This window comes from Pseudomonas fragi, from assembly GCF_002269505.1.
GTDB lineage: Bacteria > Pseudomonadota > Gammaproteobacteria > Pseudomonadales > Pseudomonadaceae > Aquipseudomonas > Aquipseudomonas fragi_D.
In genome coordinates, this window is record NZ_NQKQ01000002.1 from 134,041 (window position 1) to 150,868 (window position 16,828).

Here is a 16,828-nt window from a genome sequence, read left to right on the forward strand (position 1 = left end):
TGTAGCGGCACCCCCGTACTTGATAACAACAAAAAGGCAGGAGACGCCCCATGCTAGGCATGTCCCACAATACGTTTCTGCTGCTTGATGCAGTGGTGACCATTATCGGGCTGATCGTTTTGATCACCCGATTCAAGTTGCACCCCTTTATTGCGTTGATCATTGCCTCGGCGTTTCTGGGCCTGACTGCCGGCATGCCTGCCAACCTGATCATCAAGTCGTTCCAGGACGGCTTTGGCGGCGTGCTGGGCTTTGTCGGGATCATCCTGGCGCTGGGCACCATGCTTGGCAAAATGATGGCCGACTCCGGGGGGGCAGACCAGATCGCCCGCACCCTGATCCGTGCCTTCGGCAAGGAAAAGGTCCAGTGGGCAATGATGTTTGCCGCCTTCCTGGTCGGTATTCCGTTGTTTTTCGAAATCGGCTTTGTGCTGCTGATCCCGTTGGTGTTTATCGTTGCGCGCCGTACCGGCGTGTCGATCATTAAAATCGGCATCCCGCTGCTCGCCGGTTTGTCGGCTGTTCACGGGCTGGTACCGCCTCACCCGGGCCCGCTGCTGGCCATTGGCGTGTTTGGTGCTGATATCGGCAAGACCATTTTGTACGGCCTGATCGTTGCGCTGCCTACCGCGATAATTGCCGGGCCGATTTACGGCACGTTTATCGCCAAGTACATCCCGGGTCATGCTTCCCAGGAGTTGATGGACCAACTGGCCAGCGAGCCGGAATCCAGCACGCTGCCGAGCTTTTCCATCACTCTGGTCACCGTGCTGTTGCCGGTGTTCCTGATGTTGCTCAAAACCTTTGCAGACGTTGCGTTGCCTGATGGCAACTTCTTCCGTGTATGGATGGACATGATCGGTCACCCGATCAGCGCGCTGTTGCTGGCATTGTTGCTGGCGCTGTACACCTTCGGTGCCCGCCAGGGGATCGACTCCAAGCGCATCCTCAAACTGCTCGACGCAAGCCTGGCCCCCACCGCAGCGATCATTCTGATCATTGGCGCGGGCGGCGGTTTCAAGCAGATGCTGGTAGCCAGCGGTGTGGGTGACGTGATCGGCCATATGGCGGTGAACGCGCAAATCTCGCCAATCCTGCTGGCCTGGCTGGTGGCGGCGGTGATTCGTATCGCAACAGGGTCGGCGACCGTGGCGACCATTACCGGGGCGGGGATTGTGTTGCCGGTGGTGGATTTGATTCCGGGTGTGAACCGCGAGTTGCTGGTGCTGGCGACCGGCGCAGGCTCGTTGATCCTGTCTCACGTTAACGATGCGGGTTTCTGGCTGGTCAAGCAGTACTTCAACATGACCGTGGCTGAAACCTTCAAGACCTGGACCGCGATGGAAACCATCCTGTCGATTGTCGGCTTGATCTTTATTCTGCTGCTGTCGTTGGTGGTCTAAGCGTCCCCAAACCTGTGGGAGCGGGCTTGCTCGCGATGGGCGCAACGCGGTGTATCTGTTGCACCGCTGCGATCCAGTCGCGAGCAAGCCCGCTCCCACACCGGTTTAAGGCTTAGCCAGCGTTAAAGCCATCAGCGCGGAACATGGCGCGAATCCCACGCAGCGCCTGACGAATGCGATCCTGATTTTCAATCAGGGCAAAGCGCACATGGTCGTCACCATATTCACCAAATCCTACCCCCGGCGAAACACAGACCTTGGCATCCGCCAGCAGCTTCTTGGCGAACTCCAGTGAGCCCAGGTGGGCGTAGTGCTCGGGAATCTTGGCCCAGATATACATCGAAGCTTTTGGGTTTTCGACCATCCAGCCCAGCTCGTGCAGCCCCTTGACGATCACGTTGCGGCGCTGGCGGTACTGCTCGGCAATATCCTTGACGCACTGCTGGTCGCCCTCAAGCGCCGCAATCGCCGCCACTTGCAGCGGGGTGAAAGTGCCGTAGTCGTGGTAGCTCTTGATCCGTGCCAGGGCATTGACCAACTCAGGGTTGCCCACCATAAAACCGATACGCCAGCCGGCCATGTTGTAGCTTTTGGACAGGGTGAAGAACTCCACCGCGATGTCCTTGGCGCCAGGCACTTGCATGATCGAAGGTGCTTTCCAGCCGTCATAGACGATATCGGCGTAGGCCAGGTCATGCACCACCAGCACATCGTATTGTTTGGCCAGGGCCACCACACGCTCAAAGAAATCCAGCTCGACACACTGTGCCGTAGGGTTGGACGGGAAGCCCAGGATCATCATTTTTGGCTTGGGGATCGAGCCCCGGATGGCTTTTTCCAGCTCGGCAAAAAAGTCCACACCGGGAACCAGAGGCACCGAACGCACCTGGGCACCGGCAATCACTGCACCGTAGATGTGAATCGGGTAGCTGGGGTTGGGCACCAGTACGGTGTCGCCCTGATCCAGGGTGGCGAGCATCAAGTGCGCCAGGCCTTCCTTGGAGCCGATGGTGACAATGGCTTCGTGCTCGGGATCGATCTCAACGTTATAGCGGTCGGCATACCAATGAGAAATTGCCCGGCGCAGGCGCGGAATGCCACGCGAAGTCGAGTAGCCGTGAGTGTCTTCACGCTGTGCGACGGTGCAAAGTTTTTCAACGATATGCGGCGGCGTCGGGCCGTCAGGGTTGCCCATGCTGAAGTCGATGATGTCTTCGCCACGACGTCGGGCGGCCATCTTCAGTTCAGCCGTGATGTTGAAAACGTAAGGGGGGAGTCGATCTATGCGCGCAAAGCGTCGCGGCGAACCTTGGTCTGCCATGTGTGCCTCTAGTACGTAAGCGCCCGGAACCGTCCGAGCGACGTTGACCACTGCGGTGGTCTGGAGGGAACAATACGGGCGGTGATGGCCGTTTGTCTAGATGGCCCCAGGGCCTATTTTCTCGCTAATCCGTCTTGCATGTAGTTTTGTTCCTATACTCAGCAGCTAGGTTTCCTACTTACTCCATCGAGCATGCCCCATGGACCAACTAAAAAAGTTCGAACTGTCAGCGCCGAGATTTGCCAAAGGCCAGTTTCAATTGATCGCGGGTTTGGGTGGCCGTTTTACTCAGGATACTGCTGATCAAATCCCGCTGTTATGGGACAAGTTCATTCCCGAGATCGGTAAAGTTCCAAGTCAAATTGGCGAGGAAACCTACGGTGTTTGCTGTAATCCAGATGGCGAGGGCGGCTTTGAATACATAGCGGGTGTGGCCATCAGCAAACTGGATGACCTGCCCGAACGTTATCGCTGGATTGAGCTGCAAGAGCAAACGTATGCGATTTTTGAGCATCACGGGGCGCTGGATACGCTTGCCCAAACCTTTCAGGCAATCTGGAAAGATTGGTTGCCAAACTCGGGTTACGAAGCCGCCGATGCACCCGAGTTCGAACGCTATAGCGCAGACTTCAACCCGGACACCGGCAAGGGGCTGGAGATCTGGCTGCCGGTCAAAAAGCCTGCTTAACCGGCCTGCAGTTGCACAGGTGGTATCGGCTTGAGCGACAGCACCAGGCGTCGTTCGCCACGATAAGCTTCGCCTTGCTCGACCCAGCCCTGGCTCAGATAAAAAGCCAGTGCGCTGGTGTTGAACGGGCTGACTGAAAGCATCAACTGGTCAATCTCGGGCCAGAACTGATCAATCGCCTGCGGCAGCTCGCGCAAACAGGCCTTGCCCAATCCCTGGCCCTGAGCCCGGCTGTCCACTTGCAGTGCATGCAGGGTGGCGCTGCCTACAGCAGCCCAATGAGCCAGCAGCGGCTCGCGCTTGAGGAGCAAAAAGGCTACCGGCACCTCGTCAACGAGCAGTACCAACCCTTTAATACCCGCGTGGGGGCGGGTGGGCAGCGAGTGCAGGGCCGAATCGATGGTGCCGCAAAAAGCAATCTGCTCTGGGCGAACCTCAATCTGGCGCAGTTGCCCGCACTGGCGGGGGGTCAGGTCTTCGTAAGCGCAGAGACGGGTGTTCATGTCGGAGTTCTGTCGAGGCGTAATAGGGGGCAACTGACGGGCAGTGTCAGTTGCCGCTGAACAGCTCGTCAGTTTCTACCCATCCAGGGGTCAAATACAGATTATTCGTGTGTCAGCGCCCGGAGCCGGACTTGCGGCGCAGATTGGGCAGCAACATGCCGACGCTTTTTTGATAGTCCCGGTACTTGTCACCAAACAGCTCCACCAGATCTTTTTCCTCCAGTTGGGTGCCGATCAGAATGTAAATCGTGCTGGTCAGTGCAAACACCAGGTGGCCGACGCTCATCTCGGGCGTTACCCAGAAGGCGATCAAGAATCCCAGATACAACGGGTGACGTACGAGCTTGTAGAGGGCGGGGGTTCTGAATGCGTTGTTTACTGGTTTTGGTGGGTGCAGTGTGTCAAAGGGCTGTTTGACGCCAAACAATTCGAAGTGGCTGATCATGAAAGAGGCCAGCAGCACCAGCCCCCAGCCAAGCCAGAACAGTGTGACAAGCACCCCCGCAAGCACGGGCGACTGTACGCTCCAGACACTGATATCGATCGGCTGCCACAGCCAGCACATCAGCGCCAGCACGACACTGGATGCCAGGACATAAGTGGCACGTTCAATGACCGGCGGGATGACTCTGCACCACCTGCGCTTGAAACTTTTGCGCGCCATGATGCTGTGTTGCAGTGCGAATACGGTGATTAGCAGCACATCGACCACAAGCGCCAAGGGCCATGCCAGGCCAGGTCCTGAATCGACACTTTTCGGGACGACGACATTCCCCAGAAAACCCATCAGGTAAACAAATGTCAGTAGAAAAAACACATAGCTGAACAGACTGTAAAGCAGCGCTGCGAGTTTGGTTGTACGGCTGGTTGAACGCGGTATCAGCTCAATTTTGGTGTGCATGAACGACTCCTTTCGAACATGGCGAAATTGCAACTTAAACGTCTACAGCGAGTACCTTAGCCCCGATACGGCAAATGGCCAGCGTCGCGGTCGGGCGGTCAAAAGATGTCACCTCACATACCAAACAACGGCGTCAGAGCATCAGGGCTGCGCCATGCTGAAGGTGAAGACCGTGCCCTGGGTGTGGTCCGAGGCGACTTCCAGCAGGCCGCCGTGGGACAGGGCGATCTGGCTGGCAATGTACAGTCCAAGACCAAGGCCGGCTTGCGGCGTATCGGTGGACGGGCGTGAATAAGGTTTGAACAAGTGCGGCAGTTGTTCAGCCGGGATAGGCCTGCCCTGATTGTAGACCCTGAGGGTGAACACCCCGTTGATAACCCGGGCTGAGACACGCACGGCCCCGCCGGGGCAGCCATGGGTGATGGCATTGGTCAGCAGGTTGGAGAGCAGTTGGGCCAGGCGGCCGCTGTCACAGCGAAGGCCATCAAGTGGCCCGATCTCTGAGTCGATGGAGCGCTGCGAGTGCACGCTTTGCAGTTCCGAAATGACATGGCTGAAGATCTTGTCTAGGTCGGGGCACTCGCATAGCGTCAGCGGGATGCCGCTGCCGAGCCGTCCACGGGCAAAGTCCATAACGTCTTCGACCAGTTGCGAGGCACGGTTGCCGCAGCTCAGGATGTGCTGCACCAGCACATCGGTGGGTGGGCTGGGATGCACGCGTAACAAACGCTCTGCGGCTGTGGTGATGGCAAATAACGGATTGCGCAGGTCATGGCCGATTACGGCAATAAACTGTTCGCGCAATTCTGCGGTTTCGCGCTCTTGCACCAACGCGGTTTCTGTACGCTGCAGGTTTTCTTCGGTGTCGATTTGCAGCGACAGCAGGCGTGCGAAGGACTCCATTGTGGACTGGATCGTGCTGTTCCTGAGATTTGCAGGCTCGGGGTCGAGTGCGCACAAAGTACCGAAAAAGCTGCCGTCAGTGCGCCATATCGGGATCGTGATGTAACTTTCGAAGCTATAGATCTTCGGTGTGTGATGGTGCTGGTAGAGCGGGTCGGCACTGGCATTATCGATGATGATCGGCAGGTGCGAGTTCATGCTTTCAAAGCACAGGGTACTGACCAGATCCAGCTCGCCACCGGGTTGCAAACCGAAGCCCAGTTTGTCGAGAACCGCGCAGGCGGTCCAGGTGGTTTGAGTTACACGGGCCACGGCGGCAAAGCGCATGCCGGTCATTTCTGTAACCACCTGCAAGATTGCAGGTACGGCACTGATCCGGTTAATCGTCGCGATATCGTCAGCCGTGCCCTGCGCCATGGTAAATGCTCGTGCTCAAAAAGGTGATTCTAGCCAGAACACTTGCACGTGGCACACCTTCATCTGCTATTTAAATCACTATTAAAATTTTACAACGAAAAGGCCGCGCCATTCATAGAGAGTGGCGCGGCCTTTTAATTCAACTAACTCAGGTATCTTGTTTGTCTTGCAGAACTTCGGCAGTTTTTGCGTCGAGGTCTACGTCCCACTTGATGCCTTTGGTATCGCGCAGTTCCACTTCGTAAACCAGCTTGCCGTAGGCGTGATCAAGCTCGGTATCGAGAATGGTGGCGCCGGGGTGTTTGGCCAGCGCAGCTTGATTCAAGGTTTCAAACGAGGTGATCTCACCCGATTTGAGCAGGCCCGGGATATGGTCCGGGCGTACATCGGCCTGGGCAATACCGGCGGTCAGAGCCAGGGCAACAGTGGCGAATACTACGTTAAGTGGTTTCATGTTTAGTCCCTTTGGGTTGATCTGTTCAAGTGGCTTCAGATTAACCGGCGCAACTTAACTCACCCTTAATTTTCGCCCTGTTACTGGCCTGAAGGTTCAATAGCCATTGTTCTCCAGCAGTTGGCTGACGCTTTGTGCTGACGGGCGCTGGTAGAACTTGAGCAATTCGCTGGTGCGGTTGGTAAAAATACCGTCGGCCCCTGCATCCATTGCCTTCTTGAAGTCCACGGGTTCATCCAGAGTGTAGGCGTGCACCAGCATGCCTCTGTCGTGGGTCACCGTGTTCATCCACGGCTGGATCAGGTCGGCGTAACTCTGCTCGCCGCCGTGGGTCAGTGCCGCTGACGGGCCCGTACCAATGGCGCCGCTGGCTTTGGCAAAGTCGATCCAGTTGATGAACTCGGCTTTGTCCTTGGGATGCTGTTTGGCATAGTAAGCGGCTTTGTCCTTCTCGCCCGAGTCAGCGAAGCTCAGGCTGGTTTCAGGAGTGATTGAGCCTTCACCTACCCACAGCAGGAGGATTTTTGGCGTGTCGGGCATTTCTTTTTGCAGCAGCTCAAGGCTGTTTTTATCGAATGTTTGCAAAATCACCCGGCCCTTGCCCTGGCCGACCTGCAGATTTGCCTTTGCCCCTGTCGCAGGCGCAAGCCAGTCGCGTTCGCTCAATTTGTTTTTCAGGTCGTGCTCGATGCCCGGGAACTGCGCAGGTTCTTTGGTTTCGATGTACAGCCCTGGCGTGTGATTAGGGTTGGCCTGGGCAATATCGATGATCTCGTCCAGGGTCAGAATGGGTAATCCAACATAGGCAGGGCGTGCGCGGTCGGGGTAAGCCTGGTTGAACCAGCTGCCGGCATCCAGGGTTTTAAGCTCCGCCAGGGTAAAGGCGCTGGCCGGGCTGTCCTTGCGCTCCGGGAACTTTTTGGCCACATCAGTGGTGCGTAACAGGCTGTTGTCGTGCAGGGCAAATAGAACGCCGTCCTTGCTGCGCTGCAGGTCCATCTCCAGATAGTCAGCGCCCAGGTCTCGGGCGAGGGTGTAGGCGGCAGCGGTTGATTCCGGGGCATCGAAGGACGCACCGCGATGTGCAATGACTGCCGGGTGGGGGATGCCGTGAGCGCTGGCCAGTGCGGCCTCGGTGGTACTCGTTGCGCTGTAGGCCGGTGCACTGCCCATGCCTAGAATCAGACTCAGCAACAGGGCGCTTTTGCCGAAAGTATCAGGCATTGGTTGCGTTCCTTTCAGTCAGAAAAACAGAGGATGTTTTTTAGCGGTTATTCTTGAGGATGTGCAGTACTCTTGGCCACATCAACGCCCCCGGCAGAGGGGCAAACAATTGAACTTGCGTGTAAACCACCGTCCCAGAGCCTTTCAGGCTTATCAGTGAGGTTTACCATGCGTATCACTTCGCAACTCATCTGCCAGGCCGCCGACCTACTTAACGGCTTTGTTGGTTTCAATCGTAAGACAGGCCAGCACATTGTCCGTTTCAGCGAGGATTCGTTTGGAATGGATGTCGCCGATGACAACATCACGCCCACCAGCGAATTTGTCTGGCATGCCTGCGGCGCCGACACCATGACCCTCAAGCGCGAGTTGATTCAGTTGTTGCTGGATCAGAATATCGATGATCGTTTGAACATCACCGAACCCCTGCGGGTGTATATGCAGCGTCAGGACGTGCCCGAAATTTCGGCCGTGCGCCGTTGCATCAGCTGATTACGCGCTGTTGCTAGGGCACTTTGCGGACGAAGTGCTGGTGCATTTCTGAGGTCAGGCTTTCAATCCGTTCGGTCAGTTGCTTGGTCATTTCAGTCAGCCGGGTATTTTGTTGCAGCAGCGTAATGATCTGTTCCGTGGTTTGCGCCGCGGCAGCCTGGCGCTCGGCATTGGCTACGGCCAGCGCTTCCCGGTGCTGGGCGTCTGCATCGGCCTGCGCCTTGTCGCGTGCGGCTTGACGAGTTTGTGCGAGCAAAATCAGGGGCGCCGCATAGGCCGATTGCAGGCTGAAGGCGAGATTGAGCAGGATGAAGGGGTAAATATCAAAGTGCGTCACGCCAAATATGTTCAGGCATACCCATATCACCACGATCAGGGTTTGTGCGCCGAGGAAGGCAGGTGTGCCAAAGAATCGGGCGAAGGCCTCTGCTTTCAAGGCAAAACGATCGCTGCCGAAGGTTGGAGCCAAATGCTCATAGGCCCGATGAAAGCGCAGGTGGTCGACTTTCCTTGATGGGGCTTTAGCGTCGAGGTGTTTTTTTTCAGATGCCATGGGTGTTCCCCTTCATCTCAGATGAGTAACGGGCTACTCCGGACTGTTGCTCAAGGCTGCTTCTGAAAGTGTATCTGCGGCACCGATGCTGACTTTGTTGCGGCCGGTATTTTTTGCGATATACAGCGCTTTATCGGCTTCATTCAGCCAACTTGATGCGTTCTGGTACTCGGGCCGGCAAGCGGCCAGTCCGATACTCAGGCTTACACAGACTCGCAATTCAGGGTCATCGGCGTGCTGGTAATTACCAAACACCTGGCGCAGGCGCTCCATAATCTCCCGAGCCTGAGCCAGCGAACGGTTGGGCAGGATGACGCAAAACTCATCGCCGCCGTAGCGCCCGGCAAGGTCTTCGGTGCGCAGGTTTTCCTTGAGTTCATGGCTGAGCCTGCGCAACACACTGTCCCCGACGATATGCCCGTAGGTGTCGTTGATCTGCTTGAAGTGGTCGATATCAATCAATGCCAGAGTGGCAGGCATGTGGCTATCCTGACTTTGCTGGAAGCACAGTTGCAGCAGGTCTTTCCATGAACCGTGATTGAGCAGCCCGGTCAGGCTGTCGGTGCGGCTGAGGGTACTCAAGGCGCGCTTGTGTTCGGCCAGTTTAATCGCCAGTCGATAGCTGACCATGCCCACGGCAAAAGGGTAGAGCGTCAGCATGGGCAGGCATGCATAGATCTGCAGGGCGGTGGTGTCCGGATTGAAGGCGATCCCCAGCAGCAACCATGACAGCACTGCGCCGGTAAACTGTGCCAGCGCACCACGGATCAGCATCTTCTGACCGCCTGCAGCCACGTTGTTCATCATCATCATCGACAGGATGGTGACGGTCGGCAGCGGGTTGAACTGCATGCTTGCCGCCCAAAAACCGCCCCACACAGAGTCCAGCAGCATGTTGCGACGCTCGGCCTGAAACGGATAAGCGGAGCGGGTCGACAACACAAAGGCCAGATGTGGCCAGATAAAGCCGTTGAACAACAACAGGCCCCATATCCAGAGGGGCACATTGAGGGGGTAGAGAGCGGCCATTACGCTGAAGCTGCCAATGCCCAAGCCAATGGTTCGCGGCGCGTATATGCGCTTGGCAAACGACAGCCCTTTGCCTCTTTTATTGTCCATGGTTATCTGCGCAAGATGTTTGGGCTTGATGTTCCGGTACCTTTCGGTACCGCAGAGCCGATTGTTGGTTGGCTGGCACGCATTGTCGAGAATACATCGCCTAAATTGCATAAAATTTTGACCGGCAATGGCCCCGGGCTAACGCTATCAGGTCAAGTGTGGACCAACTGCGCTGGCTGTGTGATGTCGGTACCGCGCTCATTGAATGATGGTCGACCTGTATTGAGCCGAAAGCAGGGCAATAATCAAATTTTTACTGGAGCCTTCAGATCATGGCACTCGACTCACGCAGTGCTGAGCGGCCTAAATCCGCTGAGCGTTTTCAGGGCGCATTTCGAAATTCGGGTGCCAGGCCGTCTTCCAGCTTAGGCAAGACCTTGGGTATTTTTTGGAAAATGCTTTTTCAAAAGCCTGCCAGCACACGGCCAGCAGGCGTTATACCGGTCAAGGCGCTGACCCGAGAGCAATTGGACCAGGCGCCGGATTTCAGCGTGTATCGATTGGGCCATTCAACCTTGCTGCTCAAGCTCAAAGGTAAATACTGGCTGACCGACCCGGTTTACGCTGAGCGCGCTTCACCTTTTCAGTGGGCTGGCCCCAAGCGTTTTCATGCACCGCCAATAAGCCTCGATGAACTTCCATCTCTAGAGGCGGTAATTCTTTCCCACAACCACTACGATCACCTGGATCAAGGAACCGTATTGCAACTGGCGGCCAAAACGCAGCAGTTTTTGGCGCCATTGGGCGTAGGCGATTTATTGGTCAAATGGGGAGTGCCCACCAGCAAGGTTCAGCAACTGGACTGGTGGCAGGACACCCATCTTTCAGGCATCCGCTTTATCGCTACCCCCTCACAGCACTTTTCGGGCCGTGGCCTGTTTGACCACAATCAAACGCTTTGGGCGTCCTGGGTATTGATCATTGATGATGTGCGGATCTTCTTCAGTGGCGACTCGGGTTATTTCGACGGTTTCAAGTTGATCGGCGAGCAATTTGGGCCATTTGATCTGACCTTGATGGAGACGGGGGCCTACAACGTTGATTGGCCAGATGTACACATGCAGCCCGAACACAGCCTGCAAGCGCACATCGACCTCAATGGTCGCTGGTTGTTGCCTATTCACAACGGCACCTTTGATCTGGCTTTCCATGCCTGGTCAGAGCCGTTTGACCGCATTGTGGCATTGGCAGCGCAGCGCAATGTGCTCATTACAACGCCACAAATGGGTGAGGCTTTCAATCTGTTAACGCCTCACCCGGGCCGTGCCTGGTGGCTTGAGGTAGAAACTGCGGGGCAATAGGGCTGAGTTTCACTCGATCAGAGCAAAATCTTCGCGCCCCATCGGATCTGGTGTTGTACCGCGAACATTGCCCCCGCGCCCGGGGGTAAAGCCGGGAAAGAACACCAGGCCTTGCGCTTCAAGGCTGTAGGCCAGGGCCAGCCGGGTAACGTCGCGCACGGGGGCTTGTGCTTCGAAGCGTTCAATTGCCGATACTGAAACCCCCGACTGCTCGCTCAAATACTCGCGATTCCAGCCCAGCATTTCGCGGGCCTGCGCGCAGTGCTGCGGGGTAAATTGATTGATGACGATGCGTTCAAACGTACTGCGCGTGGCTGAATGAGGCATGGGTTTCTCCAGGGCTGAGTCAGTGCTTGAAAATATACTGTGTTTTTATACAGCTATTTTAGCTCTGGAACAAATTCATTTCTTGATCACTGCCGAGGGGGCAGCATGCCGGTTAGAGATCCGTGAGCTACCAGGGCTCAGCTTGAAGAGGATCTATGGCAGGCGGATTCCGAGAAGATAAATGGCAATGTCGACGCATAAAAAAAGGGCCAACATTGTTGGCCCTTTTTTACTTTCTAAGCATGGCTTGGATCAAGCCCGCGTATCAATCCCAGCTCAGCGCGCCGCCGGTCTGGTACTCAATAACCCGCGTTTCGAAGAAGTTTTTCTCTTTCTTCAAGTCCATGATTTCGCTCATCCATGGGAACGGGTTGGTGGTGCCCGGGTATTCTTCTTTCAGGCCGATTTGCGACAGGCGGCGGTTGGCGATGAACTTGAGGTAGTCTTCCATCATCGCTGCGTTCATGCCCAATACGCCGCGTGGCATGGTGTCACGTGCGTATTCGATTTCCAGCTGAGTGCCTTGCAGAATCATCTGCGAAGCTTCTTCCTTCATTTCAGCGTCCCACAAGTGCGGGTTTTCGATTTTGATCTGGTTGATCACGTCGATGCCGAAGTTCAGGTGCATGGATTCGTCGCGCAGGATGTACTGGAACTGCTCGGCAACCCCGGTCATTTTGTTGCGACGACCCATCGACAGGATCTGCGTAAAGCCGCAGTAGAAGAAAATGCCTTCCAGGACGCAGTAGTACGCGATCAGGTTGCGCAGCAGTTCTTTGTCGGTTTCGACAGTACCGGTTTCGAACTTCGGATCAGAGATCGAACGGGTGTATTTCAGGCCCCAGGTGGCTTTTTTGGCGACCGACGGGATCTCGTGGTACATGTTGAAGATCTCGCCTTCATCCATGGCCAGCGATTCGATGCAGTACTGGTAGGCGTGGGTGTGGATCGCTTCTTCGAAGGCCTGGCGCAGGATGTACTGGCGGCACTCCGGGTTGGTGATCAGACGGTAAACAGCCAGTACCAGGTTGTTGGCTACCAGGGAGTCGGCTGTCGAGAAGAAACCCAGGTTGCGCATCACGATGCGGCGTTCGTCGTCGGTCAGGCCTTCCGGGTTTTTCCAGAGGGCGATGTCGGCGGTCATGTTGACTTCTTGCGGCATCCAGTGGTTTGCGCAACCGTCCAGGTATTTCTGCCACGCCCAGTCGTACTTGAACGGCACGAGCTGGTTAAGGTCGGCGCGGCAGTTGATCATCATCTTTTCGTCAACCGCAACACGGGCGGAAGCGCCTTCGAGCTCGGCCAGACCTTCAGCGATGTCGAGGTTGTCCAGCGCGGCCTTGGCGCGAATGATCGCAGCCGAGTCGCTAGCCGTGACTGCACGGGCTTCTTGGGCAGCTACGCCGCCAGCGGCGTCGAGGCGGTCCATGTTGGCTTCGGTTGCGTGGCCTGCGTTGGCGCCTTTAACAGCGACTTCGCCTTCGTCTTCTTTGTCGAATTCGTCCCAGCTCAGCATGACGTGTCGTCTCCTGCGTGAGGGCCTGATAGCCGCGTGAAAACACTGATGGTTTGGTTTTTACGCGGCCATAGGCCACTTGGATCTAAGAAATGTTGCTTGCAGTAGCGTTGTGCTCACGCAAAAACATGAATGTGTACGTTGGCTTGTACCGCTGTCGCTCAGGGGAGGAGGTCGTGCCTGCACTCACCCTGGGCCTTGGGGCCGTAACAGCGTGGTTTTATAGCCCGTGAAGGGGATATGCCAAGCCTTTTTGATGGCCGCAGTATAAGGCTTTTGCACAAGGTATTTCAGCCAGTTTTTTTTTCAGGGGATGCGACGAAACGCCCTAAATTTGTCCTGGGCTTAGGCATGGCTGCGGCTGAGCGAGGGTTTGCCGGAGCAGAAGTTTTTTTGTCATAGGTCGGGGCGACCAAATGACCTGTGGCATGAGCGGGGATTAGCGGGGATTTGTAGCAGGGCAGACCACGCCCGGAAGATGCCGGGCGTCGGGTCGAAGCGGTGTTAGCTGAGGCGATGGCCGTTGGTGCGATCATAACCGTCTTCGGCAAAACTGGCCGAGCGGGTGTTGTCGTAGCCGTCTTCGGCAAAATTGGCCGAGCGGGTACTGTTGTAGCCATCTTCAGCAAAAGTGGCGGCGTGAGTGCGGTCATAACCGTCGGCGGCAAAGACAGAGCTGGACAGAACGGACAAACTCAAAGCCACAATCAATAAACGTTTCATTAAATAATTCCCGAGCGATACGAGCGCAGGCGGGCAACTTTTCAACGTTATATAAGTCAGGTTGGAAGTTGCAATTAAGCGCCGCGTTGGTTCGCTTAAATAAGTGAGTTGATTACAACTGGAATAAATCGCAGGTCGTTAATCAACCGTTGGAGCAGCCGTTGCCCATCACGCGGTATTCAAGGGTGTGCTGCTTGCCTTGCGAGTCTTCGTAGACCATCTGGGCCGGTACAACTTCGCAGACGCTGGGGATTTCGCTCATGGAAATCACTTTGGCGATGTCCAGTTCGGACGAGTAGGAATACTGTTCTACGGCAGGTTGCGAGTGCGCAGCGGGTGTGTTCACTTCATCAGCCATGGCGGTCAGACACACACTGCTCAAGGCCAGAACTAACAACGCTTTCATTTCAGATTTACCTGTTTTCGGTCGAGTGGGGTCACACAGCCCTTGTGAGGCTGTGTGTGAAACTGAGTATTTAAGAGCGACTAAACTTGCCTTCGTGGGGGCTGTAACTTGGGTTAATCGCGGTGCCTTGGTTGGCGAGATGAATTTTAGGCCTGTGCCGTGCGGGCATATAGAGGGGGTTTTGATAAAGACTGTTGACAGTTTCTGCAACAATCGTCGAAAACAGGGCTCATTTGTGACGTTTACAAGGCCCGTGGCGAGCAGCAAATCGCTGTAAGTACTGTGCTTGAGCCTTGCGCAGAAAAACCATGGGTTTTCTGCGTGTTTCTTACTACCAACGTCGAATGGATCTCACGGCTTGGCCCGGCTAAAACAGGGTCATAAAACAACAACTACAAGCATTGAGGTATGAAACATGAGTGCCGCTTCCCTGTATCCCGTACGCCCTGAAGTCGCTGCCAATACGCTGACTGACGAGGCGACCTACAAGGCGATGTACCAGCAGTCCGTCGTCAACCCGGATGGCTTCTGGCGCGAACAAGCAAAGCGCCTCGACTGGATCAAGCCTTTTACCACCGTCAAACAGACCTCTTTCGACGATCACCATGTCGATATCAAATGGTTCGCGGACGGCACGCTCAACGTTTCCTACAACTGCCTGGACCGTCACCTTGCCGAGCGCGGCGATCAGGTGGCCATCATTTGGGAAGGGGATGACCCTTCCGAGCAACGCAACATTACCTACCGTGAACTGCACGAAGAGGTGTGCAAGCTGGCCAACGCCTTGCGCGGTCAGGATGTGCACCGCGGTGACGTTGTCACTATTTATATGCCGATGGTGCCAGAGGCCGTGGTCGCCATGTTGGCGTGTACCCGGATCGGCGCAATCCACTCGGTCGTGTTCGGCGGGTTCTCGCCAGAGGCGCTGGCCGGCAGGATCATCGACTGCAAATCCAAGGTGGTGATCACCGCCGATGAAGGCGTGCGTGGCGGCAAGCGCACCGCGCTCAAGGCCAATGTCGATGTGGCGCTGACCAACCCGGATACCTCCAGCGTACAGAAGATCATCGTGTTCAAGCGCACCGGCGGCGACATCGCCTGGTACAAGCACCGCGATATCTGGTACCACGACCTGATGGCCGTGGCCTCGACTCACTGTGCGCCTAAAGAAATGGGCGCTGAGGAAGCCCTGTTCATCCTTTATACCTCCGGCTCTACCGGCAAGCCCAAAGGTGTGCAGCACACCACGGGCGGTTACCTGCTCTATGCAGCGTTGACCCACGAGCGCGTGTTCGACTACCGCCCGGGTGAGGTGTACTGGTGCACGGCGGACGTCGGCTGGGTGACCGGTCACACTTATATCGTCTACGGGCCGCTGGCCAACGGCGCGACCACCGTGCTGTTCGAGGGCGTGCCGAACTACCCGGACATTACCCGGGTGTCGAAAATCGTCGACAAGCACAAGGTCAATATTCTCTACACCGCGCCTACAGCCATTCGCGCCATGATGGCCGAAGGTCAGGCTGCAGTTAAGGATGCCGATGGCTCCAGCTTGCGCCTGCTGGGTTCGGTGGGTGAGCCGATCAACCCGGAGGCCTGGAACTGGTACTACACAACCGTCGGCAAAGAGCGTTGCCCGATTGTGGATACCTGGTGGCAGACTGAAACCGGTGCTTGCATGATGAGCCCGCTGCCGGGGGCGCATGCCCTCAAGCCAGGCTCTGCGGCACGTCCGTTCTTTGGTGTGGTGCCGGGGTTGGTGGATAACCTGGGCAACCTTATCGAAGGGGCTGCTGAAGGTAACCTGGTGATTCTGGATTCCTGGCCAGGGCAGGCGCGGACTTTGTATGGCGATCACGACCGCTTCGTCGATACCTACTTCAAGACCTTCCGTGGCATGTACTTTACCGGTGACGGCGCGCGCCGTGACGAAGACGGTTACTACTGGATCACTGGCCGTGTGGATGACGTGCTTAACGTGTCCGGTCACCGGATGGGTACCGCTGAAATCGAGAGCGCCATGGTGGCTCACCCTAAAGTCGCTGAAGCTGCAGTGGTCGGCGTACCGCACGACATCAAGGGGCAGGGGATTTATGTGTATGTCACCCTCAACGGTGGCGAAGAGCCAAGTGAGGCGTTGCGCCTTGAGTTGAAAAACTGGGTGCGCAAGGAGATCGGTCCGATTGCCTCGCCGGATGTCATCCAGTGGGCGCCGGGCCTGCCGAAAACTCGCTCGGGCAAAATCATGCGCCGTATCCTGCGCAAGATTGCTACCGGCGAATACGATGGCCTGGGTGATATTTCTACCCTGGCCGACCCGGGTGTGGTGCAACACCTGATTGATACCCATAAAGGTATGAAGGTCGCCTGACGCGGCTGGAATCCCATCGAGCCCCGTCCGGTTTTGCCTGGCGGGGCTTTTTTATGGTGGCCCGCTCCCACAGGGTGCATTTAGGGCCGGCAAGACAATTGCTACTGTGTGTGCAGGCGGGCGGTGTTACCGAATGTGTAACCGGCTGCTCCAAGGTGGGGCTTTACGATACCCAAAGCACCGTTTTAGAGCCCTTTTTGGCCCCT

General features: G+C 56.4%; 17 protein-coding genes. 5 read left to right on the forward strand and 12 right to left on the reverse strand.

The features are described from left to right. Positions 1-50 precede the first annotated feature (50 nt). Positions 51-1,403, forward strand: coding sequence for a GntP family permease (locus CJU81_RS03120; RefSeq protein ID WP_095029848.1), 1,353 nt, complete (start codon positions 51-53; stop codon positions 1,401-1,403). 112 nt (positions 1,404-1,515) lie between these two features. On the opposite strand, the gene alaC is transcribed toward CJU81_RS03120, so the two are convergent. Next, positions 1,516-2,724 (reverse strand): alanine transaminase, encoded by a 1,209-nt coding sequence (gene alaC / locus CJU81_RS03125; protein ID WP_095035456.1) that lies wholly within the window; start codon positions 2,722-2,724, stop codon positions 1,516-1,518. A 199-nt stretch (positions 2,725-2,923) separates the two neighbouring features. On the opposite strand from alaC, the gene CJU81_RS03130 reads away from it, so the two are divergent. After that, positions 2,924-3,412 carry a GyrI-like domain-containing protein gene (locus CJU81_RS03130; RefSeq protein ID WP_095029846.1) on the forward strand — a complete coding sequence of 163 codons (489 nt, stop codon included), beginning with the start codon at positions 2,924-2,926 and terminating at the stop codon, positions 3,410-3,412. Here the strand turns inward: CJU81_RS03130 and CJU81_RS03135 are convergent. From CJU81_RS03135 to CJU81_RS03155, 5 genes are all read right to left on the reverse strand, one after another. Beyond that, positions 3,409-3,915 (reverse strand): GNAT family N-acetyltransferase, encoded by a 507-nt coding sequence (locus CJU81_RS03135; protein ID WP_095035457.1) that lies wholly within the window; start codon positions 3,913-3,915, stop codon positions 3,409-3,411. The two genes, CJU81_RS03130 and CJU81_RS03135, sit on opposite strands and share 4 nt — an antisense overlap. Before the next feature lie 112 nt (positions 3,916-4,027). Next, a complete protein-coding gene (gene mddA, locus CJU81_RS03140) occupies positions 4,028-4,816 on the reverse strand; it encodes a methanethiol S-methyltransferase (RefSeq protein WP_095035458.1) in 789 nt (262 codons plus the stop codon). Between the two features lie 141 nt (positions 4,817-4,957). After that, on the reverse strand, positions 4,958-6,136 hold the full coding sequence (locus CJU81_RS03145; protein WP_095035459.1) for a GAF domain-containing sensor histidine kinase: 1,179 nt from the start codon (positions 6,134-6,136) through the stop codon (positions 4,958-4,960). 148 nt (positions 6,137-6,284) lie between these two features. Next, a complete protein-coding gene (locus CJU81_RS03150; protein WP_095029842.1) occupies positions 6,285-6,590 on the reverse strand; it encodes a PepSY domain-containing protein in 306 nt (101 codons plus the stop codon). Positions 6,591-6,686: 96 nt separating this feature from the next. Beyond that, positions 6,687-7,814 (reverse strand): glycerophosphodiester phosphodiesterase, encoded by a 1,128-nt coding sequence (locus CJU81_RS03155; protein ID WP_095035460.1) that lies wholly within the window; start codon positions 7,812-7,814, stop codon positions 6,687-6,689. 168 nt (positions 7,815-7,982) lie between these two features. Here CJU81_RS03155 and CJU81_RS03160 point away from each other — a divergent pair, with 168 nt between their 5' ends. After that, the gene (locus CJU81_RS03160; protein ID WP_095035461.1) at positions 7,983-8,306 is read left to right on the forward strand and encodes a DUF2025 family protein; all 324 of its coding nucleotides are present in this window, start codon (positions 7,983-7,985) and stop codon (positions 8,304-8,306) included. 13 nt (positions 8,307-8,319) lie between these two features. Here the strand turns inward: CJU81_RS03160 and CJU81_RS03165 are convergent, their stop codons facing one another. Together CJU81_RS03165 and CJU81_RS03170 are read right to left on the reverse strand one after the other, a co-directional pair. Then, positions 8,320-8,859 (reverse strand): DUF1003 domain-containing protein, encoded by a 540-nt coding sequence (locus tag CJU81_RS03165; RefSeq protein ID WP_095035462.1) that lies wholly within the window; start codon positions 8,857-8,859, stop codon positions 8,320-8,322. A gap of 33 nt (positions 8,860-8,892) precedes the next feature. After that, a complete protein-coding gene (locus CJU81_RS03170) occupies positions 8,893-9,978 on the reverse strand; it encodes a diguanylate cyclase (protein ID WP_095035463.1) in 1,086 nt (361 codons plus the stop codon). 272 nt (positions 9,979-10,250) lie between these two features. On the opposite strand from CJU81_RS03170, the gene CJU81_RS03175 reads away from it, so the two are divergent. Next, on the forward strand, positions 10,251-11,279 hold the full coding sequence (locus CJU81_RS03175) for an MBL fold metallo-hydrolase (RefSeq protein WP_095035464.1): 1,029 nt from the start codon (positions 10,251-10,253) through the stop codon (positions 11,277-11,279). A 9-nt stretch (positions 11,280-11,288) separates the two neighbouring features. On the opposite strand, the gene CJU81_RS03180 is transcribed toward CJU81_RS03175, so the two are convergent. From CJU81_RS03180 to CJU81_RS03195, 4 genes are all read right to left on the reverse strand, one after another. Next, positions 11,289-11,606, reverse strand: a complete 318-nt coding sequence (locus CJU81_RS03180) for a helix-turn-helix domain-containing protein (RefSeq protein WP_095035465.1) — start codon at positions 11,604-11,606, stop codon at positions 11,289-11,291. A 265-nt stretch (positions 11,607-11,871) separates the two neighbouring features. Next, positions 11,872-13,122 (reverse strand): ribonucleotide-diphosphate reductase subunit beta, encoded by a 1,251-nt coding sequence (locus CJU81_RS03185; protein ID WP_095035466.1) that lies wholly within the window; start codon positions 13,120-13,122, stop codon positions 11,872-11,874. 504 nt (positions 13,123-13,626) lie between these two features. Continuing rightward, positions 13,627-13,845 (reverse strand): heme utilization protein, encoded by a 219-nt coding sequence (locus tag CJU81_RS03190; protein WP_095035467.1) that lies wholly within the window; start codon positions 13,843-13,845, stop codon positions 13,627-13,629. A 142-nt stretch (positions 13,846-13,987) separates the two neighbouring features. Beyond that, positions 13,988-14,251, reverse strand: a complete 264-nt coding sequence (locus tag CJU81_RS03195; RefSeq protein ID WP_016782120.1) for a DUF2790 domain-containing protein — start codon at positions 14,249-14,251, stop codon at positions 13,988-13,990. A gap of 415 nt (positions 14,252-14,666) precedes the next feature. Here CJU81_RS03195 and acs point away from each other — a divergent pair, with 415 nt between their 5' ends. After that, complete coding sequence (gene acs, locus CJU81_RS03200) at positions 14,667-16,622, forward strand: acetate--CoA ligase (RefSeq protein ID WP_095031209.1); 1,956 nt, start codon at positions 14,667-14,669, stop codon at positions 16,620-16,622. Positions 16,623-16,828: the final 206 nt, after the last annotated feature.

Bases quoted from the DNA above. Each gene is read 5' to 3' on its own strand.
- CJU81_RS03150 (WP_095029842.1), bottom strand. From the start codon at position 6,590: ATGAAACCACTTAACGTAGTATTCGCCACTGTTGCCCTGGCTCTGACC.
- CJU81_RS03130 (WP_095029846.1), top strand. From the start codon at position 2,924: ATGGACCAACTAAAAAAGTTCGAACTGTCAGCGCCGAGATTTGCCAAA.
- CJU81_RS03145 (WP_095035459.1), bottom strand. From the start codon at position 6,136: ATGGCGCAGGGCACGGCTGACGATATCGCGACGATTAACCGGATCAGT.
- CJU81_RS03155 (WP_095035460.1), bottom strand. From the start codon at position 7,814: ATGCCTGATACTTTCGGCAAAAGCGCCCTGTTGCTGAGTCTGATTCTA.
- CJU81_RS03120 (WP_095029848.1), top strand. From the start codon at position 51: ATGCTAGGCATGTCCCACAATACGTTTCTGCTGCTTGATGCAGTGGTG.
- CJU81_RS03135 (WP_095035457.1), bottom strand. From the start codon at position 3,915: ATGAACACCCGTCTCTGCGCTTACGAAGACCTGACCCCCCGCCAGTGC.
- CJU81_RS03170 (WP_095035463.1), bottom strand. From the start codon at position 9,978: ATGGACAATAAAAGAGGCAAAGGGCTGTCGTTTGCCAAGCGCATATAC.
- CJU81_RS03180 (WP_095035465.1), bottom strand. From the start codon at position 11,606: ATGCCTCATTCAGCCACGCGCAGTACGTTTGAACGCATCGTCATCAAT.
- alaC (WP_095035456.1), bottom strand. From the start codon at position 2,724: ATGGCAGACCAAGGTTCGCCGCGACGCTTTGCGCGCATAGATCGACTC.
- CJU81_RS03165 (WP_095035462.1), bottom strand. From the start codon at position 8,859: ATGGCATCTGAAAAAAAACACCTCGACGCTAAAGCCCCATCAAGGAAA.
- CJU81_RS03185 (WP_095035466.1), bottom strand. From the start codon at position 13,122: ATGCTGAGCTGGGACGAATTCGACAAAGAAGACGAAGGCGAAGTCGCT.
- acs (WP_095031209.1), top strand. From the start codon at position 14,667: ATGAGTGCCGCTTCCCTGTATCCCGTACGCCCTGAAGTCGCTGCCAAT.
- mddA (WP_095035458.1), bottom strand. From the start codon at position 4,816: ATGCACACCAAAATTGAGCTGATACCGCGTTCAACCAGCCGTACAACC.
- CJU81_RS03195 (WP_016782120.1), bottom strand. From the start codon at position 14,251: ATGAAAGCGTTGTTAGTTCTGGCCTTGAGCAGTGTGTGTCTGACCGCC.
- CJU81_RS03160 (WP_095035461.1), top strand. From the start codon at position 7,983: ATGCGTATCACTTCGCAACTCATCTGCCAGGCCGCCGACCTACTTAAC.
- CJU81_RS03175 (WP_095035464.1), top strand. From the start codon at position 10,251: ATGGCACTCGACTCACGCAGTGCTGAGCGGCCTAAATCCGCTGAGCGT.
- CJU81_RS03190 (WP_095035467.1), bottom strand. From the start codon at position 13,845: ATGAAACGTTTATTGATTGTGGCTTTGAGTTTGTCCGTTCTGTCCAGC.